The organism is Pseudomonas sp. 05T35 (assembly GCF_056396605.1).
Map to the genome: position 1 here is coordinate 1 of NZ_JBFTLU010000018.1, position 25585 is coordinate 25585.

26 protein-coding genes are annotated in these 25585 nt (G+C 58.9%); 16 read left to right on the top strand and 10 right to left on the bottom strand.

Annotation, left to right across the window (positions count from 1 at the left end):
* On the bottom strand, nt 1–748 hold a 748-nt coding region (locus AC1DH9_RS02340), incomplete at its 3' end, for a biotin carboxylase N-terminal domain-containing protein (RefSeq protein WP_477807744.1).
* A gap of 189 nt (nt 749–937) precedes the next feature.
* Here AC1DH9_RS02340 and AC1DH9_RS02345 point away from each other — a divergent pair.
* Complete coding sequence (locus tag AC1DH9_RS02345; protein WP_427541276.1) at nt 938–1900, top strand: LysR family transcriptional regulator; 963 nt, start codon at nt 938–940, stop codon at nt 1898–1900.
* Here AC1DH9_RS02345 and AC1DH9_RS02350 read toward each other — a convergent pair.
* Together AC1DH9_RS02350 and hexR are read right to left on the bottom strand one after the other, a co-directional pair.
* Nucleotides 1842–2051, bottom strand: coding sequence for a PA3496 family putative envelope integrity protein (locus AC1DH9_RS02350; RefSeq protein ID WP_427541279.1), 210 nt, complete (start codon nt 2049–2051; stop codon nt 1842–1844). The two genes, AC1DH9_RS02345 and AC1DH9_RS02350, sit on opposite strands and share 59 nt — an antisense overlap.
* 234 nt (nt 2052–2285) lie before the next feature.
* A complete protein-coding gene (gene hexR / locus AC1DH9_RS02355; RefSeq protein ID WP_477807745.1) occupies nt 2286–3152 on the bottom strand; it encodes a transcriptional regulator HexR in 867 nt (288 codons plus the stop codon).
* Between the two features lie 429 nt (nt 3153–3581).
* On the opposite strand from hexR, the gene AC1DH9_RS02360 reads away from it, so the two are divergent.
* Nucleotides 3582–3896, top strand: a complete 315-nt coding sequence (locus tag AC1DH9_RS02360) for a hypothetical protein (RefSeq protein ID WP_427541282.1) — start codon at nt 3582–3584, stop codon at nt 3894–3896.
* A gap of 90 nt (nt 3897–3986) precedes the next feature.
* Here the strand turns inward: AC1DH9_RS02360 and AC1DH9_RS02365 are convergent, their stop codons facing one another.
* Complete coding sequence (locus AC1DH9_RS02365) at nt 3987–6854, bottom strand: putative bifunctional diguanylate cyclase/phosphodiesterase (protein ID WP_477807746.1); 2868 nt, start codon at nt 6852–6854, stop codon at nt 3987–3989.
* A 261-nt stretch (nt 6855–7115) separates the two neighbouring features.
* Between AC1DH9_RS02365 and uvrD the strand changes: the two genes are divergently transcribed.
* The 4 genes from uvrD to AC1DH9_RS02385 all read left to right on the top strand — a co-directional run bounded on the left by uvrD (nt 7116) and on the right by AC1DH9_RS02385 (nt 11508).
* Nucleotides 7116–9299, top strand: coding sequence for a DNA helicase II (uvrD, locus tag AC1DH9_RS02370; RefSeq protein WP_427532878.1), 2184 nt, complete (start codon nt 7116–7118; stop codon nt 9297–9299).
* Nucleotides 9300–9472: 173 nt separating this feature from the next.
* Nucleotides 9473–9913 (top strand): EamA family transporter, encoded by a 441-nt coding sequence (locus AC1DH9_RS02375; RefSeq protein WP_477807747.1) that lies wholly within the window; start codon nt 9473–9475, stop codon nt 9911–9913.
* Nucleotides 9914–10091: 178 nt separating this feature from the next.
* A complete protein-coding gene (locus tag AC1DH9_RS02380; RefSeq protein ID WP_123584394.1) occupies nt 10092–10964 on the top strand; it encodes a Tim44 domain-containing protein in 873 nt (290 codons plus the stop codon).
* A 136-nt stretch (nt 10965–11100) separates the two neighbouring features.
* The gene (locus AC1DH9_RS02385) at nt 11101–11508 is read left to right on the top strand and encodes an SMI1/KNR4 family protein (protein ID WP_019694340.1); all 408 of its coding nucleotides are present in this window, start codon (nt 11101–11103) and stop codon (nt 11506–11508) included.
* Nucleotides 11509–11668: 160 nt separating this feature from the next.
* Here the strand turns inward: AC1DH9_RS02385 and AC1DH9_RS02390 are convergent, their stop codons facing one another.
* Complete coding sequence (locus AC1DH9_RS02390; RefSeq protein WP_427541289.1) at nt 11669–13432, bottom strand: cation:proton antiporter; 1764 nt, start codon at nt 13430–13432, stop codon at nt 11669–11671.
* A 259-nt stretch (nt 13433–13691) separates the two neighbouring features.
* Here AC1DH9_RS02390 and AC1DH9_RS02395 point away from each other — a divergent pair, with 259 nt between their 5' ends.
* Nucleotides 13692–14174, top strand: a complete 483-nt coding sequence (locus tag AC1DH9_RS02395; protein ID WP_019694342.1) for an acyl-CoA thioesterase — start codon at nt 13692–13694, stop codon at nt 14172–14174.
* 65 nt (nt 14175–14239) lie between these two features.
* Here the strand turns inward: AC1DH9_RS02395 and pdxY are convergent, their stop codons facing one another.
* Nucleotides 14240–15112 (bottom strand): pyridoxal kinase PdxY, encoded by an 873-nt coding sequence (pdxY, locus tag AC1DH9_RS02400; RefSeq protein WP_427541292.1) that lies wholly within the window; start codon nt 15110–15112, stop codon nt 14240–14242.
* Between the two features lie 115 nt (nt 15113–15227).
* On the opposite strand from pdxY, the gene AC1DH9_RS02405 reads away from it, so the two are divergent.
* Nucleotides 15228–15626: a DUF3301 domain-containing protein gene (locus AC1DH9_RS02405; RefSeq protein ID WP_427541295.1), complete on the top strand. Its 399-nt coding sequence runs from the start codon at nt 15228–15230 to the stop codon at nt 15624–15626.
* 13 nt (nt 15627–15639) lie between these two features.
* On the opposite strand, the gene AC1DH9_RS02410 is transcribed toward AC1DH9_RS02405, so the two are convergent.
* Entirely contained in the window at nt 15640–16299 is a 660-nt protein-coding gene (locus AC1DH9_RS02410; protein ID WP_477807748.1) for a CobW-like GTP-binding protein, read from the bottom strand.
* A 27-nt stretch (nt 16300–16326) separates the two neighbouring features.
* Here AC1DH9_RS02410 and AC1DH9_RS02415 point away from each other — a divergent pair, with 27 nt between their 5' ends.
* Nucleotides 16327–16683 carry an NADH:ubiquinone oxidoreductase gene (locus AC1DH9_RS02415; RefSeq protein ID WP_427541300.1) on the top strand — a complete coding sequence of 119 codons (357 nt, stop codon included), beginning with the start codon at nt 16327–16329 and terminating at the stop codon, nt 16681–16683.
* Between the two features lies 1 nt (nt 16684).
* Here the strand turns inward: AC1DH9_RS02415 and AC1DH9_RS02420 are convergent, their stop codons facing one another.
* On the bottom strand, nt 16685–17326 hold the full coding sequence (locus tag AC1DH9_RS02420; protein ID WP_427541303.1) for a DUF1826 domain-containing protein: 642 nt from the start codon (nt 17324–17326) through the stop codon (nt 16685–16687).
* Nucleotides 17326–18534, bottom strand: a complete 1209-nt coding sequence (gene zigA, locus AC1DH9_RS02425) for a zinc metallochaperone GTPase ZigA (RefSeq protein ID WP_477807749.1) — start codon at nt 18532–18534, stop codon at nt 17326–17328. The genes AC1DH9_RS02420 and zigA overlap by 1 nt, the downstream gene beginning before the upstream one ends.
* Before the next feature lie 137 nt (nt 18535–18671).
* Here zigA and AC1DH9_RS02430 point away from each other — a divergent pair, with 137 nt between their 5' ends.
* Complete coding sequence (locus AC1DH9_RS02430) at nt 18672–19049, top strand: glutamine synthetase (protein ID WP_103314824.1); 378 nt, start codon at nt 18672–18674, stop codon at nt 19047–19049.
* On the opposite strand, the gene AC1DH9_RS02435 is transcribed toward AC1DH9_RS02430, so the two are convergent.
* On the bottom strand, nt 19046–20257 hold the full coding sequence (locus tag AC1DH9_RS02435) for an N-acetylmuramoyl-L-alanine amidase (RefSeq protein WP_427541309.1): 1212 nt from the start codon (nt 20255–20257) through the stop codon (nt 19046–19048). The two genes, AC1DH9_RS02430 and AC1DH9_RS02435, sit on opposite strands and share 4 nt — an antisense overlap.
* 86 nt (nt 20258–20343) lie before the next feature.
* Between AC1DH9_RS02435 and folE2 the strand changes: the two genes are divergently transcribed.
* From folE2 to AC1DH9_RS02465, 6 genes are read left to right on the top strand one after another with little or no spacing between them, the layout of a single operon-like run.
* Nucleotides 20344–21240: a GTP cyclohydrolase FolE2 gene (gene folE2, locus AC1DH9_RS02440; protein WP_427541312.1), complete on the top strand. Its 897-nt coding sequence runs from the start codon at nt 20344–20346 to the stop codon at nt 21238–21240.
* Nucleotides 21237–21905, top strand: a complete 669-nt coding sequence (locus tag AC1DH9_RS02445; protein ID WP_427541315.1) for a metal ABC transporter ATP-binding protein — start codon at nt 21237–21239, stop codon at nt 21903–21905. The genes folE2 and AC1DH9_RS02445 overlap by 4 nt, the downstream gene beginning before the upstream one ends.
* Nucleotides 21905–22771, top strand: a complete 867-nt coding sequence (locus tag AC1DH9_RS02450; RefSeq protein ID WP_427541318.1) for a metal ABC transporter permease — start codon at nt 21905–21907, stop codon at nt 22769–22771. Before AC1DH9_RS02445 ends, AC1DH9_RS02450 begins: the two co-directional genes overlap by 1 nt.
* An 11-nt stretch (nt 22772–22782) precedes the next feature.
* The gene (locus AC1DH9_RS02455) at nt 22783–23667 is read left to right on the top strand and encodes a metal ABC transporter substrate-binding protein (protein ID WP_427541321.1); all 885 of its coding nucleotides are present in this window, start codon (nt 22783–22785) and stop codon (nt 23665–23667) included.
* Nucleotides 23664–24224 (top strand): gamma carbonic anhydrase family protein, encoded by a 561-nt coding sequence (locus tag AC1DH9_RS02460; RefSeq protein ID WP_427541324.1) that lies wholly within the window; start codon nt 23664–23666, stop codon nt 24222–24224. Before AC1DH9_RS02455 ends, AC1DH9_RS02460 begins: the two co-directional genes overlap by 4 nt.
* 2 nt (nt 24225–24226) lie before the next feature.
* The gene (locus AC1DH9_RS02465) at nt 24227–25564 is read left to right on the top strand and encodes a dihydroorotase (protein WP_477807750.1); all 1338 of its coding nucleotides are present in this window, start codon (nt 24227–24229) and stop codon (nt 25562–25564) included.
* Nucleotides 25565–25585: the final 21 nt, after the last annotated feature.

The following is a 25585-nucleotide window of genomic DNA, read 5'->3' on the forward strand; positions in this document are numbered from 1 at the left end:
GTTCTGGCGTCAGTTGCGGGCTCGGGGCGATCTCGATCAGCTTCTGGTTGCGACGCTGGATCGAGCAATCACGCTCGAACAGGTGCACCACGCTGCCGAAACTGTCACCCAGGATCTGCGCTTCGATGTGCTTGGGATTGACGATGCATTTTTCGAGGAAGACTTCCGCCGAACCAAAGGCCTTGGTCGCTTCGGAAATCACCCGCGGGAAAGCTTGTTCGAGCTCATCGCGGCTGTTGCAGCGACGAATCCCGCGACCACCACCACCGGAGGTGGCCTTGAGCATCACCGGGTAACCGATGCGATCGCCTTCGGCCAGGGCTTCGGCGATGTCGGCGACGTTGCCTTCAGTGCCCGGAGTGACCGGCACGCCAGCCTTGATCATGCTGCGGCGGGCTTCGGTCTTGTCGCCCATGCGGCGAATGACTTCTGCCGACGGACCAATGAATTTGATACCGCGCTCGGCGCAGATATCCGCCAGCTCGGCGTTTTCCGAAAGAAAGCCGTAACCTGGGTGCAACGCGTCGCAACCGGTTTCCACCGCGAGGTTCACCAGCTTGCGCGGGTTCAGGTAACCGGCCAGTGGCTCGGCACCAATGCTGTGGGCTTCATCGGCACGTTTGACATGCAACGCATGGCGATCGGCGTCGGAATAGATCGCGACCGAACGAATGCCCATCTCGGCGCAGGCACGTACGATTCGTACGGCAATCTCACCACGGTTGGCAATCAGGATCTTTTTTATCACTTGGAGGTTCCCTTGAGCCGGTTGCTACCCACGACCTTGGACTGGGTCGGCGCGTGACTAAATGTTTCAAGCCAGTCGCGTAGTCACACTAGCCCGCTCAAGGGATTAACAAAAATCAATAATAATTGGGTTAGGCATAAGCAAAGGCTTATAGTTGAGAGACCCGCTTGTGACCAGAGTCTCTAGATTATGCGTAAGTCTTTGATGCGTATGACATTACGCCAGCTTCAGATCTTCAATGAAGTCTGCGATTTGCGTTCCTACAGCCGCGCAGCCGACGAAATGTCGCTCACACAACCGGCCGTCAGCCTACAGATTCGTCAGCTTGAAGAGCTGATTGGTCAGCCTTTGTTCGATTACGTCGGCAAAAAGCTCTACATGACCGAAGCGGCTGAAGCGTTACAGCGCGCCAGTCGGGATATTTTCGGGCGCCTGGAAAACCTCGATATGCAGCTCTCGGACATGCAAGGTTCATTGCAAGGTCAGCTGAAACTGGCAGTGGAATCCAGCGCCAAGTACTTCGTACCGCACTTGTTTGCCGCCTTCAAGCGCCAGCACCCGGAAGTGAACCTGCAGCTGACGGTGGTCAATCGGGGACAGGTGATCCGGCGCCTGTCCGACAACCGCGACGACCTGGTGATCATGTCCATGGTGCCGCAGGACATGGGCCTGGAGTTCCTGCCCTTCCTCAACAACCCGATCGTTGCCGTCGCGCCACCGGATCATCCGCTGTGCCACATGGGACCGCTGCGCTTGCAGGATCTTGAGCCCTACACACTGCTATTGCGCGAACCGGGCTCCGGGACACGGCTGGCGTGCGAGGAGTATTTCAAAGAGAAGCGCGTGCACTTCAACCAGACCCAGGAAGTCTCGTCGGCCGAAGCCCAGCGCGAATGCGTGGTGGCGGGTCTGGGCCTGGCCTTGTTGACGCGCCACGCCCTGAACCTGGAGTTGGCGACCGGCGGGCTCAAAGAGCTGCCGGTCGAAGAGCTGCCGTTGTACCGCAGCTGGTGCCTGGTGCAGGCCAAGGCCAAACGCCTGTCACCGGTAGCGCATGCGTTCCTGGCGTTTATCCGCAGTGAACGGGTGCAGATCAGCGCGCTGGTTGAGCGTTTCGACGCGAAGCTGCCGGTTTTGCCTGCCAGTAATTAAGTTCCAGATCCGGGTATTCACCGATCTCGGCCAGAAGCTGGCGGTGCTCGCAACGATCTTCAATCGCGCGGCGAAACGCCATGCGACGCTGGTCTTCTTGCTGACGGCGGGTTTTGACTGCGCTGTTGCGTTCTTCGTAGTGCTGGGCCATTTCGAGTCTCCCAAGGCGAGTACGGGAGTTTCAAGATAGGCGCGGGGGATGACGGTTTGGCGGCGCGGGGATTACAGGGATGTGAACTTTCGGCGCTTTCGAGGACGCCATCGCGAGCAGGCTCGCTCCCACAGGTTCTGTGGTGTACGCACGAATTGCGCAACACAGCCGATCTATTTGTGGGAGCGAGCCTGCTCGCGATTAAGGTCGGAACGACCTTCCAGCAATCTCGGATCAATCGTCGAGGGCTTTGACCGACTTGGGCGACAGACGCAAGCTGCRAAGGCTACGTTTGACGCTCTTGAGGTGGTTGACCAGGCTCGGCCCACGCGCCATGGCCACGCCCATGGCCAGCACGTCGATCACCACCAGGTGCGCGATACGCGAGGTCAGCGGCGTATAGATTTCGGTGTCTTCGTGCACATCGATAGCCAGGTTGACGGTCGACAGCTCGGCCAACGGGGTCTGGCTTGGGCACAACGTGATCAGCGAAGCACCGCTTTCACGCACCAGGTTGGCGGTGATCAACAGGTCCTTGGAGCGGCCGGACTGGGAAATGCAGATCGCCACGTCCGTCGGCTTCAGCGTGACCGCCGACATCGCCTGCATGTGCGGGTCAGAATAGGCCGCAGCCGTCAGCAGCAACCGGAAGAATTTATGCTGGGCATCCGCCGCCACCGCGCCGGACGCACCAAAACCATAGAACTCGACGCGCTGAGCCTGGGACATGAGGGTCACAGCCCTCTGCAACTCCAACGGGTCGAGCTTCTCGCGAACTTCCATCAGGGTGTGCAGGGTGGTGTCGAAAATTTTCAGGCTGTAGTCGGCGACCGAGTCGTCTTCGTGAATCGCGAATTGCCCGAAACTCGCCCCTGCTGCCAGGCTTTGCGCCAGTTTCAGCTTCAAGTCCTGAAAGCCCGAACAACCGATGGCCCGACAGAAGCGCACGATGGTCGGCTCGCTGATGCCGACACTGTGGGCAAGATCGGCCATGGAACTGTGCATCACAGCCGCAGGATCAAGCAGCACATGATCGGCGACCTTGAGCTCCGACTTGCGTAACAGATGGCGTGACTGGGCGATGTGCTGCAACAGGTTCAAAGGGCAGGACTCATTGTTATTGGCTGACGCCGGGGATGTAGCAATTTTGTAGTTATACTACAAGAATTCGCTTTTTGCCTGTTCAATCCGTAACTCAATGCCTGTGCTGCCCATGGTTTTGGCCATGCATACGGGATGTAGCTGCCTTCGYACGTGACCCCACCTGCAAGCAGTCACTGCCGTTTTCAACCCCCCCGAAGCGCCTTCATCCCCATCACAGCTTGAAACAAAAACTATCACCCCTCCTCGGCCTTCACTGCTGGCACCTGCACTTACACCAAACTAACAAAGTCAACCAAGACCAAACCAACCCTCGACACACGAACACACTTACAACTTGAATAGATATACCACTCCACAAATAAAACACTTCACGCTAATAATGATCGGGCAGGAAGCACTCAAACTTTAACTTATGGAATACTAAATATGACTATTAAAAACAGTGACTGGGTAGCACAAATCAACCGTATGCCGAAGGACCTCTTCTTCCGCACTTACGGGACCGTGACCGTGGCGCATCCCGGCATTATACCGACGTTGATACTGAGCCCAATGCAGGACAAGTCTTTCAATCTGAGACTTGACCTGGAACTTAAAAACTCTGGCGACATTACAACTCAGGTCGAAACAGAAAAAGCCGTCACCTATAAAAGCCTGGGTGACTCACATGTTACCGGTGTAAGCATTTTCTTCGAAGGCAAACTTCTGCACCATATCAAAGACGTCATGATCACCCATTAAGATAAAAAGACACTCATTATCCCCAAGTCTTTTCCTGCCAGGCTAATCATATTAACTGGCAGGCTTTTTCCGTACATAAAGAAATAAAACTCACTCCGGGCGCTCCCCCCTTAACAAGTTCGCAAGCTTGAACGCCTCCACCGGACGGCTGATCAGATAGCCCTGCACCTCATCGCAGGACTCAGCCTCAAGGAATGCCAGCTGCTCCGCGGTTTCCACACCTTCCGCCACCACTTTCAGCGAAAGCCCATGCGCCATGGCAATGATTGCCCGGGTGATCGCCGCGTCTTCACCGCCCTCACCCAACCCACGGATAAACGCCTGATCGATCTTCACGTAGTCCACGGGAATGCGCTTGAGGTAGCTCAGCGACGAATASCCCGTGCCRAAGTCGTCGATCGCCAGCTTCACACCCAGATCGCGCAACTGCTGGAAGGTCGCGATGATGTGTTCGACGCTGTCCAGCAATTGGCTTTCCGTCAGCTCCAGTTCGAGGTAGTGCGGCGCCAGGCCGGTTTCTTCAAGCACCTGGCGCACCAGGCTGACCAGCTTGCCCTGACGCAACTGGTGGACCGACAGATTGACCGAAACCCGAATCGGCTCCAGTCCCTGACGCTGCCACTCGCACGCTTGCCAACAGGCCTGGCGCAGCACGAATTCGCCAATGGCGCCGATCAACCCGACTTCCTCTGCCAGACCGATAAAATCCCCCGGCGGAACCCGCCCCATGGTCGGATGATCCCAGCGCACCAACGCTTCGGCGGCGTTCAGCCGGCCAGTCGCGAGGCAGAGTTTCGGTTGGTAAAACACTTTCAACTGCTTCTCTTCGATGGCCTTGCGCAGTTGGTTCTCCAGCTGCAAGCGCTCAAGGGTGCTGGCCTGCAGGCTGTCGGTGTAAAACTGGAAATTGTTCCCGCCCAGATGCTTGGCATGTTGCATGGCCATGTTTGACTGGCTGACCAGCGCGGAAATTTCCCGCGCGTTGTCCGGCAACATGCTGATGCCCATCGACGCACTGACCACCAGCTCATGCCCTTCAACAGTCAGCGGCAAGCGCAACTTGGCCGACAATCGGGTGGCGACCCGCGCCAGGCTCGACAGGTTGCCATAAGCGTCGAACAGCACCGCGAACTCGTCGCCGGACAAACGCGCAATGGTGTCGGCCTCCGGCAGCGCATTGACCAGACGCCGAGCCATTTTCTGCAGCATCTGATCGGCGACTTCATGGCCGAGGCTGTCGTTGAGCAATTTGAAGCGGTCCAGGTTGATGTGCAGCAGCGCCAGGCTCCGGCCGCCCTGGCGCACGCGTTGATGGGCTTCATGCAGGCGCTCGCGGAACAATGAGCGGTTGGCCAGCCCGGTCAGTTCGTCGTAGTGGGTCAGGTAGCGCATGCGCTCTTCGGATTCACGGCGGGCTGACAGATCGGCGAAAAAGCCCACGATATGACTGACATTTCCCCGAGAATCGCGCACCACGTTCAGTTGCAGCCATTGTGGATAGAGCTCGCCGTTTTTGCGCGCCTCCACCAACTCACCCTGCCAACTGCCCTGCTGTTCCAGCGCCTGATGGATCACCGAGTAGTGCCGCCGGGCGTCACGACTGCACGGCAGCTCGACCACATTGCGCCCCAGCAAATCTTCAATCTGATACCCGGTGACCCGGCTGAACGCCTGATTGACCGCGATCAGGGCGTAATCCGGGTCGAAAATCACAATGCCTTCGCTGGCGGCTTCAAATACCGTCGCCGCCAGTTGTCGCTGCTCTTCAAGCCCTTTACTGACGCTGATGTCACGCCGAGTGCCGACCATCCGGATCACCCGACCATTGGCCCCCCTCTCCACTGCCCGCCCGCGGTCTTCGATCCAGACCCAGTGGCCATCGCCATGGCGCACGCGGTATTCGATCTGATAATCCTCGGTGCGGCCCTTCAAATGCTCGACCAGCGCCCGCCGCAGCGGCGGCAAGTCCTGCGGGTGCAGGCGCGGTTTCAAATGACTGAGCATCGCCGTGACGAATTCCGGCTCAATGCCGAACAACTCCTTGAGTTGGGTGTGATGCACCTCATCGGTTTGCAGGTTCCAGTCCYAGAGACCCAGCTCACTGGCCTTCAACGCCAGCGCCAGCCGCGCTTCGCTCTTACTCAGGGCCTGGTTGGCGGCGTCCAGTTCGCGGCTCCGCTGGGCCACCCTGCTTTCGAGACCGACCTGAGCCTCACGCAGTTCTTCTTCGGCGTGGCGACGCTGTTCGATTTCCCGCGCCAACTCCTGATTAAGCTGCTCGCTGTGGCTTTGTGCCTGCTGCAAGTGCTCGATCAGTGCCTGATTCTGGAAACGCCGCATCAAGCCGTGCTGGATCAGCCGGTTGACCTGCCACGCGACCACACTGAGAGAGCCCAACAGAATCAGCCCGAGCCAACCCCAGCCTTGCTGCTGTTCATCGCCGCCCCAGAACAAATAACCGATCGCCGGTAACAGACACGGCAAGGTGAACGACAGGAAGGCCGGCAGGCTCACCGCATWGGCGACACTGGCCGAGAGGGTTGCCGCGCCGATCAGGCCGAATACCCAGGCTTGTTGCAGGAAGCTGTCGGTGGGCACCAGGGCAATACCGGCACCGGCCAGCGTCAGGCCGGTCATGGCCGAACCCAGCAGAAACATTCGACGCCAGACTGGCTGCGCCTGACGACTGGGCATCGCCGAGTCGAAGGCTGCGACCTGAATCACCCGCAGCGCCACCAGCGACAGTAACCAGATCAGCCAGATGCTCACCAGGAAGTAGCGCTGCGGGTTCCAGAGCAACCCGGCGCAGACCAGACCATTGATCAACATGAACAGCGTGGGCAGCAACGAGCCCTGATACAGCAGACGCGTGCGCTCGACCGCCATCTCCATGGCGTACTGTTTGCGGATAACCCGCGGTTCCACAGAAGGGCCCGACAGGCTGGGGCTGAGGGTCATAGGCAATATTCTTGTTCTTATAAGGGTGAGCGTGATGAACCCGAAATGTCGATGGAGCATACACAAGCAATGGCCCGGACCAAACTGCTCCAGATCATAAAACCGACAAAACAAATGGCCCGTTGCCAGCGTTCAAAACCACAGAAGCGCGGCCTATCAGGGCTTGCAACGAATGACTGACCGGTCGTCCCCTGCGCTTCTTTCATCGGTTAATGCAAAGCTCGGTTTGCCCGGTGTGGCGCGGCGCCCTAGAATGCCCTGATGCGCGATGATCTCTCCCTTCTGCTGAACTCCCTCAACGATGCCCAACGTCAGGCCGTAGCTGCCTCCGTGGGTCGTCAGTTGGTCCTGGCCGGTGCTGGTTCCGGTAAAACCCGTGTGCTGGTGCACCGTATCGCCTGGTTGATCCAGGTCGAGAACGCCTCGCCACACTCGATCCTGTCGGTGACCTTCACCAACAAGGCCGCCGCCGAGATGCGCCATCGCATCGAGCAGCTGATGGGTATCAACCCGGCCGGCATGTGGGTCGGCACCTTCCACGGCCTGGCGCACCGCTTGCTGCGGGCGCACTGGCAGGAAGCCGGCCTGAGCCAGACTTTCCAGATCCTCGACAGCGATGACCAGCAACGTCTGGTCAAGCGGGTGATCCGCGAACTGGGCCTCGACGAGCAACGCTGGCCGGCCCGTCAGGCCCAATGGTTCATCAACGGGCAGAAAGACGAAGGCCTGCGCCCACAACATATTCAAGCCAGCGGCGATCTGTTCCTGGCCACCATGCGCAGCATCTATGAAGCCTATGAGGCCGCGTGCCTGCGCGCGGGCGTCATCGACTTCTCCGAACTGCTGCTGCGCGCCCTCGACCTGTGGCGCGATCATCCGGGCCTGCTGGCTCATTATCAGAAACGTTTCCGCCATGTGCTGGTGGACGAATTCCAGGACACCAACGCCGTGCAGTACGCCTGGTTGCGTCTGCTGGCCAAGGGCGGCGACAGCCTGATGGTGGTTGGCGACGACGATCAGTCGATCTACGGCTGGCGCGGCGCGAAAATCGAGAACATTCACCAGTATTCGGCCGACTTCCCGGACGCGGAAGTCATTCGCCTGGAACAGAACTACCGCTCCACCGCCGGGATCCTCAAGGCCGCCAACGCCTTGATCGCCAACAACACCGGGCGTCTGGGCAAAGAGCTGTGGACCGACGGCGGCGAAGGCGAAGCGATCAACCTGTACGCCGCGTTCAACGAACATGACGAAGCACGCTACGTGGTGGAAACCATCGAAAGTGCGCTGAAAACCGGCATGGCGCGCAGCGATATCGCGATTTTGTATCGCTCCAACGCCCAATCGCGGGTTTTGGAAGAAGCTTTACTGCGTGAACGCATTCCTTACCGCATCTATGGCGGCCAGCGCTTCTTCGAGCGGGCTGAAATCAAGAACGCCATGGCTTACCTGCGGTTGCTCGAAGGCCGTGGCAACGATGCGGCGCTGGAACGGGTGATCAACGTTCCAGCCCGTGGCATCGGCGAAAAAACCGTCGAAGCGATCCGCGACCACGCTCGTCACAGCGATGTGTCGATGTGGGAAGCCATGCGTCAGCTGGTGACCAATAAAGGCCTAACCGGCCGCGCAGCCGGCGCACTGGGTGCGTTCATCGAGTTGATCGAGCACTTGGCGACCACCACCGCTGAAATGCCACTGCACCTGATGACTCAGACCGTCATCGAGCAGTCCGGCCTGATTGCCTATCACCAAGCGGAAAAAGGCGAGAAAGGTCAGGCGCGGGTAGAAAACCTTGAGGAACTGGTCAGTGCGGCGCGCAACTTTGAAAGCGCCGAGGAAGACGAAGACCTGACGCCACTGGCCGCGTTCCTCGGCCATGCCTCGCTGGAGGCCGGCGACACCCAGGCCGACGAGCATGAAGACAGCATTCAGCTGATGACCTTGCACAGCGCCAAAGGCCTGGAGTTCCCTTACGTGTTCCTGGTGGGCATGGAAGAAGGCCTGTTCCCGCACAAGATGAGCCTGGAAGAGCCCGGCCGCCTTGAAGAGGAACGCCGTCTGGCTTATGTCGGCATTACCCGGGCCATGCAAAACCTGGTGATGACCTACGCCGAAACCCGACGCCTGTACGGCAGCGAAACCTACAACAAGGTTTCACGCTTCGTACGTGAAGTACCTAAAGGCCTTATTCAGGAAGTGCGGCTGTCCAACAGCGTCAGCCGTCCATTCGGTGGCGGCCAGAAGCAAAGCTCGAGCAGCATGTTCGCCGGCACGGAAATCCCGGAAACCGCGTTCAGCCTCGGTCAGCAAGTGCAACATGCAGTCTTCGGTGAAGGGGTGATCCTCAACTTTGAAGGCGCCGGTGCGCAGGCCCGGGTGCAAGTGAACTTCAGCGAAGGCAGCAAGTGGCTGATGCTCGGCTACGCCAAGCTCGAGGCCATCTAACGGCTATCTGTCTGATAGCTTTCTGTGGGAGCGAGCCTGCTCGCGATGAACGATGACGCGGTGCTCCGATACTCCGCAGTGCCGCCATCGCGAGCAGGCTCGCTCCCACAAAATCTTGCGTTGTATCCAACTGCAGGCTCCCACAGGTTGATCTGATAGAAGGCGCAATACACATGGGCTCGGGCTTCTTTTCTTCCTGGACATTCTGGGCCCTGTTATCCGCGGCATTCGCAGCGCTGACGGCGATTTTCGCCAAGGTCGGCATCGAAAACGTCAACTCGGACTTCGCCACGCTGCTACGCACGATCGTGGTATTAGTCAGCCTGGCCTTGATTTTGTACGCAACGGGCYAATATCAGTCATTAGGATCGATATCCGCCAAGAGCTACCTGTTCCTGCTGCTGTCTGGCCTGGCAACCGGTGCCTCGTGGATTTGCTACTTCCGTGCGCTGAAACTCGGGCCAGCCTCGCTGGTAGCACCCGTCGACAAACTCAGTGTGGTGCTGGTGGCCGTGCTGGGCGCGGTATTGCTGGGTGAGCGGCTGGACCTGCGCCAATGGGGTGGAATCGGTCTGATCACGGCAGGCGTGGTGATGTTGGCATTGCGACGTTAAGCAATGTTCCTGCTCAACCAATCCACTTGCCCTACAAACAAAGATTTAGGCGCCTACTTGTACCGACGGAGCTGAACGCAGCCTGTCAGGCAAAAGCCCGAAACACTCTGCCGCTAGCCAGTGTCACTTCACCTGTGCAACATGGCGCGCGTGCCATCCACAAATGGGAATTCCCTTTATGAAACGTTTTCTTAGCATCGCCCTGGCGCTGTGCATCGGYCTGACGATGAGCCTCGACGCCAACGCCAAGCGCTTCGGTGGCGGCAAAAGCGTAGGCGCTGCGCCTACCCACCAGACCAGCCAAATGGCGCCGTCCTCGCCAGGCATGGGTTCTGCTGCCGCGACCGCCGGTGCTGCGGGTGCCGCRGGCGCTGCCGCCAAAGCTGGCGGTGCTTCGCGCTGGCTCGGCCCTCTGGCCGGTATCGCTGCCGGCGGCCTGCTGGCCTCCATGTTCATGGGTGGCGGCTTCCAGGGCATGCAGATTTTCGACATCCTGATCATGGCGGTCATCGGGTTCGTGATCTTCCGCTTCATCGCCGCTCGTCGCCGCAAGCAACAAGAGCATATGGCCCCTGCGGGCGCGCCAATGCAGCGTGAAGTGTACGAACAGAAGCCGGCCATGGGTTCGATCTTCGGCGGTTCGGCTGCCCCTGCTGCCGCTCGTCCGGTGATTAACGCTCCGGCCTGGTTCAACGAAGAGCGCTTCGTTGAAGCCGCACGCAACCACTTCCAGTCCCTGCAACAGCACTGGGACGCCAACGAAATGGACAAGATCGCCGAGTTCGTGACCCCGCAAATGCTGGAGTTCCTCAAACGCGAACGTGCCGATCTGGGTGACGGCTTCCAGTCCACCTACATCGACAACCTCCACGTTCAACTGGACGGCGTGGATGATCGCGCAGACAAGACCATCGCCACCCTGACCTTCACGGGCGTGTCGAAAAACTCGCGCTTCGACCAGGGCGAAGTGTTCAGCGAAAGCTGGAACATGGAACGTCCGCAAGGCGAAAACCAGCCTTGGCTGGTGGCTGGTATCCGTCAGAACGGCTAATACCGCCCTCGTTTCGCATGCTGTAATAAAAACCCCGGACTTGTCTGGGGTTTTCTATTTCGCAGTTGCATCTATAGCGAGCTACTGTATAAACCGCCCCAACCAAACCGCGCCATTGAGCAAGAGGATCCCGGACGTGGAAGAAATCATCGAACAACTGCGAGAAGCCAACGAACCGGTACCGGTGCCCTTGGAGCTGCCAGACGAAGACCTGCTGGTGGAAATCGAAGAACAACTGTTCATCGATATCCCGTTCGTCTTCAGAGAATTCCTGCTGACCGTCAGCGACGTCGTGTACGGCAGCCTGGAACCGGTGACTGTCACCGACCCGCAATCGCACACCTACCTGCCGGACGTTGCCGCCAACGCCTGGGATGCCGGTGTTGATCGCAGCATGATTCCGATCTGCCAGGACGGTGACAACTACTACCTGGTCGAAGAAGACGGCACCGTGGTGCTGTGGCTGGCCGAAGAAGAGCTGTTGGCCGAAGAAACCTGGGAATCGGTGTGGCACTGGGCCCGGGACGTCTGGCTGGAAAGCTGATCTGCCGTGGTCTGTAGCAGCTGGCGTAGCCTGCGTCCGGCTGCGTAGCAGTCGTAAAATCAGGCAAAGAGGTGTTTCAGGTTAACCGAGTGGCCCGGTTTACGGTCGCTACGCAACCGGACGCAAGCTACACCAGCTGCTACGGCTCGTTAACCAGCCCTCAATGCCCGGACGAATCCTTGTGGTTATCCAGGGTTTCCAGCAGGGCGACCTGCATCCGCGTGTGTACGCGGATGAACCAGCGCCAGAGCAAGGCCGCCACTGTGGCGGTTACGACGGCAATCAGTACCAGCAACTTGTTGGTCGGCAAGATACTGGCCGACAAGGCTGCCAGCAGCAGGAAAATCACCAGCAGCGAGAGAATCGGGATCACCTCGGCGATCACCCGACGCACTCGTTGCGTGTGGCGGCCCGCCATCTCCGGCTTCACGCCCATTTCCGCCAGCAACATCGAGAGCGCCTTCAGCTTGCGATAGGCGGCAATCAGGAATGGCAGCGACAGCAGCAACGCCCCACCCCAGATCAGTGCCTTCTGCCAGCTCGGATCATTGATCCAGGCATGCAGATAGCCGGAAATCCGCTCGGCAAAAAAACTGCCCGAGAAGAAGATTGCCATCACCAGCGCCAGATTGACCCCGACCTGCAACAGAATCCGCCGAATCATCGACGCCAGCTGCGCACCCTCGCCCTGCGGTTGAATGCTGCGCAGCCACTCTCCATACATCCCCAACACGCGACCCAAACGCTGCGGGATAACTGCAGCCAGCTTCAACGAAAGCGGATCGGCGGCACGGATCAGGTACGGCGTCAGCAAGGTGGTGATGGCCGAAACAGCGACCGCCACTGGATAAAGGAAATCGCTGGTGACCTGCAAGGTCATGCCCAGCGCCGCGATGATGAAAGAGAATTCGCCAATCTGCGACAGGCCCATGCCGACTCGTAGTGAGGTGCGTCCGTCATTGCCGGCGATAAACGCCCCGAGGCCGCAGGAGAGCATCTTGCCGAGCACCACTGCGACGGTAATCACCGCAATCGGCCAGGCATACTGAAGCAGAATCTGTGGATCGATCATCAGACCGATCGCAACAAAGAAGATGGCACTGAACATGTCGCGAACCGGCTCGATCAGGCGCTCAATTTTCACCAGTTGCCGGGATTCAGCCATGATCGCGCCAATCAGAAACGCCCCGAGCACCATGCTGTATTCAAGCTTGACCACCAGCAGGCAAAAGCCAAAACACAGGCCAAGCACGGTGATCAGCAGCATTTCGTTGCTGTCGAACTTCGCCACATAGGCCAGTAAACGCGGCACCAGCAGGATGCCGATCACCAGTGCAACGATCATGAACAGCGAGAGTTTGCCGACCGTGGAAAACACCTCGCCGGAGCTCACGGTGCCGCTGACGGCGATACTCGAAAGCAAGGCAATAATGCCGATGCCGAGGATGTCTTCGACGATCAACACCCCAAAGATCAGCTGGGCAAAGCGCTGGTTCTTTATCTTCAGGTCGTTGAGCGCCTTGACGATGATGGTGGTCGAGGAAATCGCCAGGATCGCGCCCAGGAACAGCGAATCCATGGTGCTCCAGTCAAACCAGCGACCGATTTCGTAGCCGATCCAGATCATCAGCACGATTTCCAGGAACGCCGCGATAAACGCCGTGGCACCGACCTTGAACAGCTTGCGCAGGCTGAACTCCAGGCCCAGGCAAAACATCAGGAAAATCACTCCGAGTTCGGCAAGGGTCTTGATGGTTTGCTCGTCGTGGATCAATCCGAATGGCGGGGTGTGCGGGCCAATGATGAAACCGGCAACGATGTAGCCAAGGACGACCGGCTGTTTGAGCCGATGAAAAACAATGGTCACCACACCCGCAACCAGCATGATCACTGCCAGATCCTGAATAAAACTGATGGCATGCATGGCGAGGGCTCCTTGGCGGTTGGGTGTGCTGACGTCGTTGAGCGATTACCAGATCGGATGAAAGGGCCCTTGAGGTGGGCTTTTGAAGGGTAACACCGCGACTTAGGGCGCAAAGGCGGTGCAATATATAGAAACAGATCGATTCGGGCGTGACGGCCATCATCGGCGTGGCGTCCCGTTAACGGTGGTTTTGAAAAACCAGCCAGGCACCCACAGAGGTGCTCCCGCAATCCCAGCCTTGAACCGTGAGTAGTGTGCTATGGAACCCGGAAACGCCCAGCTGTCGATGACGGTATTGATGACCCCCGACATGGCCAACTTCTCTGGCAATGTCCACGGCGGCACCCTGCTCAAATACCTCGACGAAGTCGCCTACGCCTGCGCCAGCCGTTATGCCGGGCGCTACGTGGTAACCCTGTCGGTAGATCAGGTGATCTTTCGCGAACCGATCCATGTCGGTGAGCTGGTGACCTTTCTGGCCTCGGTCAACTACACCGGCAATACCTCGATGGAAGTCGGCATCAAGGTGGTGACCGAGAACATCCGCGAGCGCTCGGTACGRCACACCAATAGCTGCTTCTTCACCATGGTCGCGGTCGACGATCAGCGTAAGCCGGCGGCGGTCCCGCCGTTGCAACCGCAGAACAGCGAAGATAAACGCCGATACGCCCAAGCCAAACAGCGTCGGCAGATTCGTCAGGAACTGGATCAGCGTTATCGCGAAATCAAGGCTGACGCCTGACACCGTGCAGATCGCAGCCTCTGTAGAAACTACCGCAGGCTGCGATCTTTCCTGCCACGACGACGTTACAGACTGATCGCCGTCGCCTCGAATTTCACCCGAGGATGGGCAATACGGTCCTGAGCCCGCACCAGCTCCAGTTCATAGCTTGCGCTGGCCTGAGTCTCCAGCAGCACTTCATGCACTGCGGACGCTGCGAACTCAAAGGCCGCGACCAGACTGTCGCCCAACAATACCCGCGCCAGGAACAGACCCGACGTCAGGTCGCCCACGCCCACCGGCTGACGTGGAAACGCCAGCAATGGACGACGCAGATGCCAACTGCCTTCGGCCGTCACCAGCAACATCTCGAAGCTCTCCGCGAACTTGCCGGGATAGTCCAGATGCTTGACCAGCACCGCCTTCGGGCCACGCGCCAGCAGCGCGCGAGCCATCGCCAGGCAATCGAACAATGACTGCGGCTTGCGACCGGAGAAACTGTCCAGCTCCAACTGATTCGGGCACATGAAGTCCGCCACCGCCGCCGCTTCATCCAGCAGGAAGTCGCTGACTTCAGCCGGTACGATGCAACCTTTCTCCGCATGCCCCATCACCGGGTCGCACAGGTACAAGGCGCTGGGGTTGATCGCCTTGATCCGCGCCACACCGCTAAGGATCGCCCGCCCTTGAGCGGCACTGCCCAGATAACCGGACAGCACGGCGTCGCAATTGCCCAGCTCGCCAATCGCCGCAATCCCTTCTACCAGATCGGGAATCTGCTGCGGCGCCAGCACTTCACCGGCCCACTGGCCGTATTGGGTGTGGTTGGAGAACTGCACGGTATTCAGCGGCCAGACGTTCACCCCGACCCGCTGCATCGGGAATACCGCGGCGCTGTTGCCGGCGTGACCGAAAACCACGTGGGACTGGATGGCAAGCAGATGAGGAGTACGTTTCATGCGGGATATCCGTAAACCGATTGAAATTCGAGCCACGCAGTATGCGACTAATCGCGGCCTGTACGACAGACTAGAGACACAGTTAAGCTGATGCTAATTCGTTGGAGCACTGTTCATGCTGACCCTTGGAAATATCTTCGTGCTGATGCTGCTGGCGACCGGTGCCGCCTGGCTGTGGCACAACCATGGCTTGCGCGAGCGGGCCCTGGAACGGGTCAAGCGGCATTGCGCCAAACTCGACATCGAATTGCTCGACGGCAATGTGGCGTTGAAAAAAATCGGCTTCGTGAAGGACGCCAACGGGCGGCGACGTCTGGCACGTGTGTATAACTTTGAGTTCACCGTGACCGGAGAAACGCGTCACATCGGCACCATTACCCAATTCGGTGCCCACAGCGCGCAGATCGAATTGGCACCCTACCCGATCCCGCTTGAAGAAAAACCTGTGCTGCCCAGCGCCGAGGTGATCGAGCTGAGTCAATGGCGCCAGGACCACAACAAGCTGCGTCACTGAGCCCTGAACCGCGTTAAATCAGGCTCACCCGGCAACTCGCAAGTTTCCTCTGCAGTGATTCGGCATCCTGCGGCTTGTCAAAAATCAGCTCGATGCGCGAGTCCTGACGCCATTCACTGGGCTGCCAGCGCAGCGCGGCGTTATCCAGCGAATTGGCCGACACCCAACCCTCGGCGCGATCTTCATCGCTCAGGTGCTCGGCCTTGTTCAACAGCAACAGACCCGCGCTCGGTAGCRCTTGCTGTTGCGCCTCTGGCAGTGGTTTTCCGTCGGCCAGGGCTTGAGCGTCGAGCACCAGAACGCTTGGCTGAATCGCCAGTACGCCCTGCCACGGCACTTCGCTTAATTGCTTGAGCAACTGCGCCGGGTGTCCCAGCCCCGAAGGTTCGATAAACAAGCGGTCCGGCCGTGATTTACGCAGCAACCGCCCGAGGCCAATCTGAAACGGCGCGCCATTCACGCAACACAAACAGCCGCCAGCCACTTCTCCCAGTGCGATACCATCGGCGCCCGTGGTCAGCAACGCGGCGTCGAGACCGATCTGACCAAACTCGTTGATCAGCACCGCCCAGCGCTCGTTCGCCGGCCGCTGCGTCAGCAGATGCTTGATCAGACTGGTCTTGCCGGCGCCTAACGGTCCGGCGATGACGTGAGTAGGAATGTTCTGCAACATGTTCAGCGGTTTCTTGGGAGGAAAAGGATGCGACTGATTGGCTTGTCGTTGCTGTTGGCCTTCGCTTCGGGCGAAGCGTTGGCCCAGGCCTGCTTGGTTCACAGCCAGGCGGAGCGGCTCGACGTCAAAGTCTGTCAGCAAAACCGCAACATCCCGGAGAAAATGTTCCATGACGGCTTCTGCCAGCCCAATCTCGCGGGGCAGAAGGTCGACGTCGCATTCCTCGAGCAATGCCCCAGCGGTGCCTTCGGAGTGTGCAGCAACGCTCAAGTTGCCAATATGCCTTACCGGCAAGATATTCACTATTACGGCGTGGCTACAGACGCGGCATACCTCAAGCCGTACTGCGAAAGCCAAAGCCAGGGCGCTTGGCTCACGCCTTGAATCAACCGAGCCAGTCGAGGGTCAGGATCAGCCGGCGCTCACCCGGTGCGGGTTGTGGTGAACGATGAATCAGCCCGAAACCCTCGTTGCCGTGCCACTTCTCGCCCTTGAGCAACGCCACTTCACCACAGAGCATTTGCTCACAGCTCTGCGGCTCGGCCTCCGCTCTGGCCAGATTCTTACGATCCATGGCGCCTTCTCTGAGCCACTGACTGCCGATGCCGGCGTAGGTGGTAATCAGCCGCACCGGCACATGATCGACATGAAAACGCGGGCACATGGCGTTATCCAGCACCCGCAAACGCAAGCCGATACGCGTTGCGCCCAGCAAGCAGGCAAACGCGCTGACCAACCATGAAACATCGGCGATAAACCCTTCGTGGCCCTCCAGGTCACTGTAGCTTTCGGCCAGGCCACGCAGATTGGGTTCAGCGTCGTCAGTCGCCAATTCCACCACCAACGACTCGGCCAGCGGCTCGTTCAGCGATAACAGCAATGCGCCGAAGTCAGCGATATGTGCCGGCAAACGACGCTGCCAGAGCGCTAGGTTGGTGCCGTCTTGAAGTATCTGCGTGAAGACGTCAGGAGTTTGGTCCTGTACTTGGCGAATCACCGGGCGCGCTTTCAGGCTCGGCGCCAACATCAGGCCGCCTCCTCTTCGAGCCATGGACCAAACGGGTCTGCCATCAGGCGCCAGCCTTCGACGCCCAGGGACATTTCGTCATCATTGAGCAGGCAGTTATCGAGGTGTGCGGTGAGTTTGGCAAAGTCGATATTCTGGCCAATGAACACCAGTTCCTGACGGCAATCACCGGTGGCGGAGGTCCAGTTTTCCATGATCGCGGCGGTACTTTCCTGATCCTGTGGCCACTGTGCTTTCGGCACAAAGCGCCACCAACGACCGGCAAATCCATGACGCATCAAACCACCGGCCTGGGACCAGCTACCGGCGTCCTGGTGCTTGCTGGYCAACCAGAAAAAGCCCTTGGAACGCAGTAGTTTTCCGTTCACCCACGGCTGATCTATGAAGCTGAAAAAGCGCTGCGGATGAAACGGTCGACGCGCCCGATAAGCCATTGAAGCAATGCCGTACTCGGTGGTTTCCGGCACGTGTTCGCCGCGCAATTCCTGCAGCCAGCCCGGTGCCTGAGAGGCTTTTTCAAAGTCGAAGCGGCCGGTGTTGAGGATTTGTTTCAGCGGCACTTCGCCCATGACCATCGGGATGATGTGCGCCTGGGCGTTGAGCCGTTTGAGGATCGCGATCAACTCTTCGCGCTCGGCGCTGCTGATCAGATCGATCTTGCTGATTAGCAGCACGTCGGCGAATTCAATCTGCTCTATCAACAAGTCCGTGATCGAACGCTCGTCTTCTTCGCCAAGGGTTTCACCCCTTGATGCGAGGCTTTCGGCGGCCTGGTAATCGAGCAGAAAGTTCATCCCGTCGACCACCGTGACCATGGTGTCGAGCCGCGCGATGTCGGCCAGGCTTTGACCTTCTTCGTCGCGAAAGGTGAATGTTTCTGCCACGGGAAGAGGTTCGGAAATACCGGTGGACTCGATCAGCAGGTAATCAAAGCGACCGTCCCTGGCCAGCTTGCTGACCTCTTCCAGCAGGTCTTCGCGCAAGGTGCAGCAAATGCAGCCGTTACTCATTTCGACGAGTTTTTCTTCGGCGCGGTTCAAGGTGACATCGCGCTGAACTTCGCTGCCGTCGATGTTGATTTCGCTCATGTCATTGACGATCACCGCGACCCGAAGATTCTCGCGGTTGCGCAGTACGTAGTTGAGCAGCGTGCTTTTGCCGKCGCCGAGAAAGCCGGACAGCACGGTAACGGGGAGACGATTGGGCATCAGGTGTTCCTCATCAGGAGTGGCCGGTCGGGCGATTTTTTAATGTTATAGTATAACAACATAAAGACGCCAATCCCCTCTTGCTCCCTGCGACGAAGGACGCAATGCTTGAGCCCGTTCGCACAACGAGAAAACCCATGCACAACGCCTTGAAATGCACACTGTTGAGCCTTTCGCTGTTGGTCGCGGCAAACGCCTGCGCGCAGGCATCGAGCCAGGCGAAGTGCACGCGCAGCGCCAATCTGCTGGCCTGCGTAGACCCGGACGGCAACTCTTACAGCGTCGCTACGGCGGGCAGCACGACCTACATGCGCGGGTTTGAAGTGAGCGGTAAACGCTATTGGGCGCAGACCAGCAGCCGTTATGGCCAACTGACGTTCTTCACCGGCTTGGCGTCGGATGGCGAAGCCTGGGTCGGTTACAGCCGCCGCGTTGGCTGGACCACCCTCAATCGGTTTTCCAGCTCTGGCGGTTCCAGCGGCAAGTTCACCTGTAGCCGACTGACGGGCTGCTAGACCTGCGATTTTTGCTGCGACTGTTGCCAGGCCATGTAACTGTTTAGCGGCGGATTCTTCTGAAAATAGCGCTGCAAACCTTCAAAAAGTCCGTCGGCTACCGCCTTTTGATGCCGCGCCGTCACCAGCCTTTGGCTGTCGCGAGCATTGGAAATGAAGCCGGTCTCGACCAGGATCGATGGCACATCCGGTGACTTCAGCACTGCAAATCCGGCCTGTTCCACACGTTTCTGATGCAACGTGGTAATGCCTGCCAGGCTGCCAAGTACCGTGCTGCCAAGCTGCAAACTGGCGGCGATGGTGGCGTTCATCGACATGTCGAGTATCACTCCGGCGAGCATCGGATCCTTGTCCTTCAAGTTGAGCAGACTGCTCGCCCCCAGCAAGTCCGCGCCGTTTTCCCGTTGCGCCATGAAACGCGCCGTGGCCGAGGTCGCGCCACCTTCGGACAATGCGTAAACCGAAGCGCCAGAAGCCGTGAGCCGTGGCGCCGCATCAGCGTGCACCGAGATGAACATGTCGGCCTTGTGCGTACGGGCGATCTCCACGCGCTTGCGTAGCGGCACGAAGAAGTCGTCGTTGCGCACCAGTTTCACATCAAAACCTTTTTCACGCTTCAAACGCTTGGCCAGCAATTGTGCGATGGACAGCACCACGTCTTTCTCGCGCTCACCTTTGGCGCCAATTGCGCCGGGGTCCTTTCCGCCATGACCAGGGTCGACCACGACGATGATGTCGCGCTTGGGGTGAGCCTTGTCAGCCGGTGTTTCACGCTGGACCAAAGGTGCCGCCGCAGCGATCTGCACGGGCGCGGCGTTGAGCAGGTCGAGCACCAGACGATGACCCTGCCCGCCCTGTGGCGGCAGTTGAAAACTATTGAGCCGCACCGGACCGGTAAGGTCGAGCACGATCCGTGTATCGCCTTGCCCGAAGTGCCCTGAGCGGATCGAACGAATCACCGTGTTGGTGAGCGCCAATTGGCTGAAGTCACCACTGAGCTGCGCACCGCTCAAGTCGATGATCAGTCGCTCGGGCGCGCTCAACGAGAAGGTTTTGTACTGCACCGGTCCGCTCAGATCGAGCACAAGGCGAAGCTTGTCATCCGAACGCCAGAGCCGTGCATTGCGGATCTGCGTGGCCGACACGCCGAAGGGTAAAACCAGCGCAGCGCTGGCCAACAACAGGTTGAGCAATTGTCGCCTGTGCATAGTGAAAGACCGCTCGAGAAAAAGGTATCGTCGACTGCATTGTTATAATATAACATGGCAAAACATTTCCAACGATGGACCTGCTCATGAATGCGCTGACTCTGCCGGATATCGCCGCGCAGGCCTCACGCCAAGCCTTGCCACTCGAATGGGTGGGCATGTGCGGCATTGCTCTTCCTGTTGTATTCGACGGTCAGCGATTGAGCGCAAAAGCCGACGCTGGCGTCAGCCTCGATGATGGCGAAGCGCGTGGCATTCATATGTCGCGGCTGTATCTGGCGCTGGAAATGCTTGAGCAAGAAAGCCTCACCCCGGCGTTGTTGCGGCAAGCTCTGCAACGTTTCCTCGACAGCCACGAGGGTTTATCCAATGCCGCTTACCTGCGCATTCACGCTGATTTACTGCTCAAACGCCCAGCCTTGATCAGCCCTTTGGCCGGCTGGAAAAGCTATCCGATCAGCATCGAAGCGCGCTTGGAAAACACAGTGTTCCACGTGGAACTTAAAATTGAAGTTCCTTATTCGTCCACATGCCCCTGTTCAGCCGCGCTTTCGAGACAACTTATTCAGCAGCAATTCATCGATGACTTTGCCAACAAGCCGTTGCAGCACGCCGACGTTTTGACTTGGCTCGGATCGCCAAAAGGCATCGTTGCGACACCCCACAGTCAACGCAGCAGTGCGCAATTGCGGCTACGACTGGATGACTATCTGGACGATCTGCCCTTGATCGCGGCGATCAATGACGCCGAAGCCGCGCTCGGCACCGCCGTTCAAACCGCAGTAAAGCGTGCCGACGAACAAGCCTTCGCTCTCGCGAATGGTCAGAACCTGATGTTCTGCGAAGACGCTGCACGACGTTTGAATCTGGCGTTGAAACGCTCTCCCGGCATCAAGGCATTTCAATTGCGGGTGCTTCACGCTGAAAGTCTTCACGCTCATGATGCGGTCGCCGAAAGTCGTTGGAACTGGGAGGCCGCATGATTCGCTGCCAAGGATTACGCTGGGGGGCTCCTGGCCAACCACTAACTCCCGCCCTCGATTTCAATTTGCCCCGCGGCAGCCTGACGGCAATCATTGGTGCCAACGGCTCGGGCAAAAGCAGCTTGCTGAAAGTCATCGCCGGTCTGCAAAAGCCGCTGGCAGGTAAAGTCGTCCTCGATGTTTCACCACGAGGTGGCTTGTCCTTTTTGCCACAACAACAGCACCTCGACCGACAGTTCCCCATCAGTCTGCAAGAGTTGGTGAGCGCTGGATTCTGGGGCAGCAAGCAAACGCCGGACGTTCGCCGCCAACGCCTCGACAGCGTGCTGAACGACTGGTGTCTGAACGGTTTGGAACAACGCCCGTTGATGGCGCTGTCAGGCGGCGAATTGCAACGCGCCCTGCTCGCTCGTCTGAGCCTCGCCGAAGCGCCACTGTTGCTGCTCGACGAACCTCACGCCGCGCTGGATGAACTCGGTCAGGCGCTGCTGTGGAAACACATCCACACCTGGCACAACGAGGGCCGAACCCTGGTTGTGGTGTGTCATGACCTGGCTGCGGTTCGCCAACACATTCCTCAAGCATTGCTGATCAAAAGCTCGGGCTGCGTCCTGGCGCCTAGCCGTGAACTGATCCTCCAGCAACCACTCACGCAGGTGGCGTAATGCTTGTCGCTGCGCAACTTTGGCAACCGTTCCACGAGTTCGTGTTCATGCGCCGGGCCCTCATCGGTGGTCTGGTATTGGCTTGCAGCACCGCACCGCTTGGGGTGTTTCTGATCCTGCGACGCATGAGCCTGATCGGTGACGCCGTGGCTCACGGCATCTTGCCTGGCGCCGCGTTAGGGTTTTGGTTTGCCGGTTTGAGCTTGCCGGCGCTGACCATCGGTGGCCTCGGCGCTGGCCTGAGCATGGCCGGATTAGCGGCATGGATTACCCGCCGCACCGGCCTTCGGGAAGACGCCAGCCTGGCGGCGATCTACCCCATCTCGCTGGCCAGCGGCGTGCTGATCCTGGGGATCGCCGGCAAACGCCTCGACTTGCTCCACTTGTTGTTCGGCTCGGCATTGGCCGTCGACGGCCCAACGTTGACCGGCATGCTCTGGATCTCGGGGATCAGCCTGATCGCCTTGGCACTGATTTATCGGCCACTGTTGCTGGACACCCTCGACCCATTGTTTCTGCAAACCGTCAGCCGTCTCGGCCCTTTGGCGCACGGCGTATTTTTGACTCTGGTGGTGCTGAATCTAGTGATCGGTTTCCAGGCCATCGGCGCGCTAATGGTGGTCGGATTGATGATGTTACCGGCCGCCGCTTCACGCTTCTGGAGTCGCCGCTTGCCAATGTTGATGGCCATCGCCGGGGTGCTCGGCTGTCTCTCGGTATGGTTCGGTCTGTTGCTGTCGTTCTACTACTCGCTGCCCAGCGGCCCGGCCATCGTGCTGGTAGCCGGCGCGTTGTACCTGCTGTCCGTGGTGTTCGGTCCGGTGCACGGACTGCTGCGGCGCCCGCCTTTGCTCACGTCCCAATGAGGTGTTTCCCGATGCGCGCTCTACTCGTGCTGTTCTGTGTGTGGTTGTCGATGTCGCTTTCAACGGTATCGGCAGCAGAAAAACTGCCGGTGGTCACCAGCTTCAGCATTCTTGCCGACATGGTTCATCAGGTCGGCGGCGAGCACATCCAGATCACCAACATGGTCGGCCCGGACGCTGACGCTCACACCTACGAACCCACTCCGGACGATGCCAAGGCCCTGCTCAAGGCCAAACTGATCTTCAAGAACGGCCTCGGTTTCGAGCCGTGGCTGGACCGCATGGTTGCCAGCACCGCCACCAAAACCCCGGTAATCACCGCTAGCCGCGGGGTGATTCCAAGAACCATGAACGAGGACGGCGAGACCCTCCCCGACCCGCATGCCTGGCACAATCTGGCGAATACCGAACTCTATGTGAACAACATCACCAAGGCGCTGATCGCCGCAGACCCGACGAACAAAGCCGATTACGAACACAACAGCCAGACCTACCTGAAGCAGATCTACCGTCTGCTGGCCGAAGCCAAAACCAAGCTCGGCGCATTGCCTCCGGGCAACCGCAAGATCGTTACGTCTCATGACGCCTTCGGCTATCTGGGTCAAGCGTACGGCATCGACTTCATGGCACCTCAAGGCCTGTCCACCGAACGTGAACCGTCTGCCGCCGAAGTGGCCGCATTGATCACCCAGATCCGTCAGGCCAAGGTCAAAGCGGTGTTCATGGAAAACATCAAGGACGCCCGCCTGCTCAAGCAAATCGCCGATGAAAGCGGCGCGCACATTGGCGGCACCCTGTACTCGGATGCACTCGCCGCCGAAGGTCCGGCCAGCACCTTTGCCGGGCTGTTCGAATACAACCTCAACACGCTTTACAACGCCTTGAGCACGCCATGATCCGCAAGAACCCTTCCGGCGATTTGCCGCGGATTGCCGAGTCCGCCTACGTCGATAAAACCGCGATCATCTGCGGCAAGGTAGTGATTGGCGAGAACGTTTTCGTCGGCCCCTACGCGGTGATCCGCGCCGATGAAGTCGACGATTCGGGCGAGATGGAACCCATCACCATCAGCGCCAATTCGAACATTCAGGATGGTGTGGTGATCCACTCCAAATCCGGTGCAGCGGTGACCATCGGCGAGTTCAGCTCCATCGCTCACCGCTCCATCGTCCATGGTCCGTGCACCGTCGGTAACCGGGTGTTCATCGGTTTCAACAGCGTGCTGTTCAACTGTGCAGTCGGCGATGGTTGTGTAGTGCGGCACAACTCGGTGGTCGACGGGCGAGACTTGCCGGCCGATTTCTATGTGCCGTCCACCACACGCATCGGTCCGAAAACCGACTTGTCCCAGTTCCCACCGGTCAGCATCAGCGCCTCGGAGTTTTCCGAGGATGTGGCGCGTACCAACGTCGATCTGGTGCGTGGCTACAAAGCCCTGCAGAACGAGTTTTGAGCATGAGCAGCGTGTTGATTCGCAACGCCCGACTGGTCAACGAAGGCTGTGAGTTCGACGCCGATCTGTTAGTGGATCACGGGCGCATTGTGAAGATCGCCAGCAGCATCGAAGGTGAAAACGCGATGCTGGAAATCGACGCCAATGGTCAATGGTTGCTGCCGGGAATGATCGACGACCAGGTGCACTTTCGAGATCCGGGTGCACCGAACAAAGGCAGCATCCATACCGAATCGCGGGCGGCCGTAGCGGGTGGCATCACCAGTTTCATGGACATGCCCAACACCCGACCGGCAACCCTGACGCTCGATGCACTGGCCGAAAAAAAGCGCCGGGCAGCGATCCACTCGGTGGCCAATTACGGCTTTCACTTCGGCGTCAGCAACGACAACCTCGACACCGTCGCAGCACTCAACCCCTGCGAAGTCKCCGGGGTCAAAGTCTTCATGGGCGCTTCCACCGGCAACATGTTGGTGGATGACCCGAAAATTCTTGAACGGCTTTTTGCCGAGGTTCCGACGATCCTGCTAGCCCATTGCGAACACACTCCTAGCATTCAGATCAACGAAAACAACCTTGCCGAACTGTTCGGGGAGAACATTCCCGCTGCGGCTCATCCGCTGATTCGCGATGCCGAGGCGTGCTTTCGCTCCTCCTCAATGGCGGTCGATCTGGCCAAACGACACGGCACTCGATTGCATGTTTTGCACCTGACCACTGCTCGCGAACTGGCCTTGTTCGAAGACAAACCGCTGAAGGAAAAACACATCAGCGCCGAAGTCTGCCTGCATCACTTGCTGTTCGATGATCGCGACTATCTGCGCCTGGGTAATCTCATCAAGTGCAACCCGGCGATCAAGACTCAAGCTGACCGCGATGCATTGCGCCAAGCGTTGCTCAGCAACCGACTGGACATCATCGGCAGCGACCACGCGCCCCACACCTGGGCTGAAAAACAGTTGCCCTACCGACAGGCACCTTCCGGGTTGCCGCTGGTACAACACGCCCTCCCCGCGCTGCTGGAACTGGTGGCCGATCAGTTGATTCCACTGACCACCCTGGTGGCCAAAACCAGCCATCGCGTGGCCGATCTGTTTGCCATACCGGATCGCGGTTACCTGCGTGAAGGTTATTGGGCCGACCTCGTTTTGATCAAACCAGAGCCTGCCGGCAAAGCTGTTTCCCGGCAGCCGATTCTCGCTCAATGCGGCTGGACACCGTTCGCCGGGCAGCACTTTCGACACAGCGTCAGCACGACATTGGTTTCGGGGCAAATTGCCTGGCACGCCGAACGTCTAAATGAAGACTGTCAGGGTTTGCCCTTGCGGTTTATGCGTTGAATAGCGTTTTGCATGAGACAC

Excerpts from the sequence above, each read along its gene's own strand:
- AC1DH9_RS02345 (WP_427541276.1), top strand. The coding sequence starts at position 938 with ATGCGTAAGTCTTTGATGCGTATGACATTACGCCAGCTTCAGATCTTC.
- AC1DH9_RS02350 (WP_427541279.1), bottom strand. The coding sequence starts at position 2,051 with ATGGCCCAGCACTACGAAGAACGCAACAGCGCAGTCAAAACCCGCCGT.
- AC1DH9_RS02360 (WP_427541282.1), top strand. The coding sequence starts at position 3,582 with ATGACTATTAAAAACAGTGACTGGGTAGCACAAATCAACCGTATGCCG.
- uvrD (WP_427532878.1), top strand. The coding sequence starts at position 7,116 with ATGCGCGATGATCTCTCCCTTCTGCTGAACTCCCTCAACGATGCCCAA.
- AC1DH9_RS02390 (WP_427541289.1), bottom strand. The coding sequence starts at position 13,432 with ATGCATGCCATCAGTTTTATTCAGGATCTGGCAGTGATCATGCTGGTT.
- pdxY (WP_427541292.1), bottom strand. The coding sequence starts at position 15,112 with ATGAAACGTACTCCTCATCTGCTTGCCATCCAGTCCCACGTGGTTTTC.
- AC1DH9_RS02405 (WP_427541295.1), top strand. The coding sequence starts at position 15,228 with ATGCTGACCCTTGGAAATATCTTCGTGCTGATGCTGCTGGCGACCGGT.
- AC1DH9_RS02415 (WP_427541300.1), top strand. The coding sequence starts at position 16,327 with ATGCGACTGATTGGCTTGTCGTTGCTGTTGGCCTTCGCTTCGGGCGAA.
- AC1DH9_RS02420 (WP_427541303.1), bottom strand. The coding sequence starts at position 17,326 with ATGTTGGCGCCGAGCCTGAAAGCGCGCCCGGTGATTCGCCAAGTACAG.
- AC1DH9_RS02430 (WP_103314824.1), top strand. The coding sequence starts at position 18,672 with ATGCACAACGCCTTGAAATGCACACTGTTGAGCCTTTCGCTGTTGGTC.
- AC1DH9_RS02435 (WP_427541309.1), bottom strand. The coding sequence starts at position 20,257 with ATGCACAGGCGACAATTGCTCAACCTGTTGTTGGCCAGCGCTGCGCTG.
- folE2 (WP_427541312.1), top strand. The coding sequence starts at position 20,344 with ATGAATGCGCTGACTCTGCCGGATATCGCCGCGCAGGCCTCACGCCAA.
- AC1DH9_RS02445 (WP_427541315.1), top strand. The coding sequence starts at position 21,237 with ATGATTCGCTGCCAAGGATTACGCTGGGGGGCTCCTGGCCAACCACTA.
- AC1DH9_RS02450 (WP_427541318.1), top strand. The coding sequence starts at position 21,905 with ATGCTTGTCGCTGCGCAACTTTGGCAACCGTTCCACGAGTTCGTGTTC.
- AC1DH9_RS02455 (WP_427541321.1), top strand. The coding sequence starts at position 22,783 with ATGCGCGCTCTACTCGTGCTGTTCTGTGTGTGGTTGTCGATGTCGCTT.
- AC1DH9_RS02460 (WP_427541324.1), top strand. The coding sequence starts at position 23,664 with ATGATCCGCAAGAACCCTTCCGGCGATTTGCCGCGGATTGCCGAGTCC.